Genomic DNA, 2090 nt, shown 5'->3' on the forward strand with positions numbered 1-2090 from the left:
TGGCCATGCCATTGCATTCGGGATTGTCCCGCGACTGTTCCGATCGGCGGATCGCCTGCAGCGTGGCATGCAGCAGCAGGGTGCTGACCGCGGTCATCAGCGCCGCGAACCCCACGTACCGCAGCGCATAGTACGTCCAGTACCATTTCGTCCAATACATTGAGGCGACTGACGGCGGCGCATAGGCTGCGTCGAGTTGTCCGGCGAGATGCGAAGTGTTATGCGCCGGAATGGTGAGCGTCACGGCGAGCATCAACCCGAGTGCCAGCGACCAGATGAATTCGCGCTGCGTCCGTTGCCGCGTTCCCGTTCGCCGCAGCCGCCCAAGTAGCGTGAATCCGCAATATTCCAGTACAACGGCGACTGTGAATATCAGGAAACCGGTGAATGGCCCGTTCACTCCTATATACGGAAGAATCCCGCTCAGCACATGCTCCCAGTCGATGAACGCGGTTTCGTCAGTGTACGACGCGGTGAGCGCGAAACAAGTGGGAAGGGCGAGCGTAAGCGCCAGCCCCAACGCGAGCCGGTGATTACGCGGTTGCCACGCTTCGGATAGGTGGCGGTTCCGCGTGATCTCGGCGTTCATGGTGCTCCTCAAGTCTGGCAGTGCGGGTTTGGGCGTATTTGTTCTCCCTGAAGCTTAGCTGCCGGCGGGTATTAATGCCGGCGGGGCTGAGATATGGCCGCACCGCAATGGAACACGCCGGAGTCTGAGAGCTATATGCGTTCCCTAGGGCTGATTTCGGAAATCCGAAAGGTCTACTTCTATTCCGTGGGGCTGCTCCCCGAATATATACGGCACCTGAGTGGCCTAACCACGTGACGATTCCGCCGTTTTGCAGGCGTTTGTACCTGCTGGGGAGCCCTACGGAATAGAAGTAGACCTCAGAATGATCGGAAAATGACCCTACGGAACGCATATGGCCCTTGTGATGGGCGCGATTCGGGTTTTGCGCAAGCGCTGCGTGGCTATGGCGATGAATGCGCGGGCTTGCAATGTGGGGGGGTGCTGTGACTGCCAGCCTCCTCCAGTCATGGCACGCTTACTTATGCTACAGTAAAACCTGGTAATGCCGGGCTACACTGCTGATAACTGCGTGTGATCCGGTTTCGCCTATAGATCGAAAAGGCACTGCGGGAAGTGTTGGTATGCGGCTGGGACGGAAAAAAATCGTTGTGATCGTATGTGCGGCGAGTATAGCGATTATCGTTGCCGTTATTGGGCTGGTTGTCTGGTGGAGTGCCGACCGGCATGACGGGGCTGCCGTACCGCAATCTTCAAGTGCCACCAATGACGCGAGCCAGAGCATCACCCCCGTGCAACCATCGGCCTCGCCCAGCCGTTCTGACGCTCAGGCGATTGATGATTTACATCATGTATACGAAACCTGCGGTGCGGGAAACACCGCGTTTGCCAGCGCGGATGGTGAAATGCTGGTGTTGGAGTCCGACGGCCAGTCTCTTTCCCTGATTTCCGGCAAGAATTCGGATAAATCCTTGTATAGGTGTGTGGCTGATGCTATTGAGATGCCTGATGACGTACGTACCCAGATAGATAATGATGCCGATAGCGCGGGATCGTCCGAAGCGCGCTGGAATGGTTTGTATGCCACGTGGTCTGTGAGCCCCAACAGCGGGCTTGATCTCTATGTGGAGCCGCAACGTTAGTTGCGGTTTTGCCGTGTATGCAAACAAGATTTTCAATACGTGGGAGTTTGCTGCAGAAAGGGGATTATGAAGCATCCAGCCGTAATGAAGCATTTGATAGTGGACATATGCTGTTTGTCGATGATCTTTGGCGTCACGTCGTCGGCTTATGCCGCTGATATCGCCGGCATCGATAGCGTTAAGCCATCAGATAGCGCTTCTTCTGCAACGGCGTCGCCGGCGGAACAGGCTTCAGAGGAAGAGTCTCCCAGTGATAAACGTGCCGGGGAGACGGAACCCAAAGCCGCGAATACGCCAATTACGAGTAGTGGTGCAACATCTGCGGATACCGCTGAGAAAAAGACCGATGCAAAAACCGGGAGTAAACCGAATGGCTCTTCTGAGCCAGCAGATCCCCTCACTGGGTGGAAGACTGTTGG

Annotated in this window: 3 protein-coding genes; 2 read left to right on the plus strand and 1 reads right to left on the minus strand. The window is 56.2% G+C overall.

Annotation, left to right across the window (positions count from 1 at the left end):
- Positions 1-589, minus strand: a 589-nt coding sequence (locus tag B2994_RS04140; protein ID WP_291527113.1) for a hypothetical protein, incomplete at its 3' end; no start/stop codon positions are given.
- A 563-nt stretch (positions 590-1152) separates the two neighbouring features.
- On the opposite strand from B2994_RS04140, the gene B2994_RS04145 reads away from it, so the two are divergent.
- Together B2994_RS04145 and B2994_RS04150 are read left to right on the plus strand one after the other, a co-directional pair.
- Positions 1153-1671, plus strand: a complete 519-nt coding sequence (locus B2994_RS04145) for a hypothetical protein (protein WP_291527114.1) — start codon at positions 1153-1155, stop codon at positions 1669-1671.
- A gap of 66 nt (positions 1672-1737) precedes the next feature.
- On the plus strand, positions 1738-2090 hold a 353-nt coding region (locus B2994_RS04150; RefSeq protein ID WP_291527115.1), incomplete at its 3' end, for a hypothetical protein.

Origin of the sequence: Bifidobacterium sp. UBA744, from assembly GCA_002298605.1 — a bacterium.
Classification (GTDB): domain Bacteria; phylum Actinomycetota; class Actinomycetes; order Actinomycetales; family Bifidobacteriaceae; genus Bifidobacterium.

Excerpts from the sequence above, each read along its gene's own strand:
- B2994_RS04145 (WP_291527114.1), top strand. The coding sequence starts at position 1,153 with ATGCGGCTGGGACGGAAAAAAATCGTTGTGATCGTATGTGCGGCGAGT.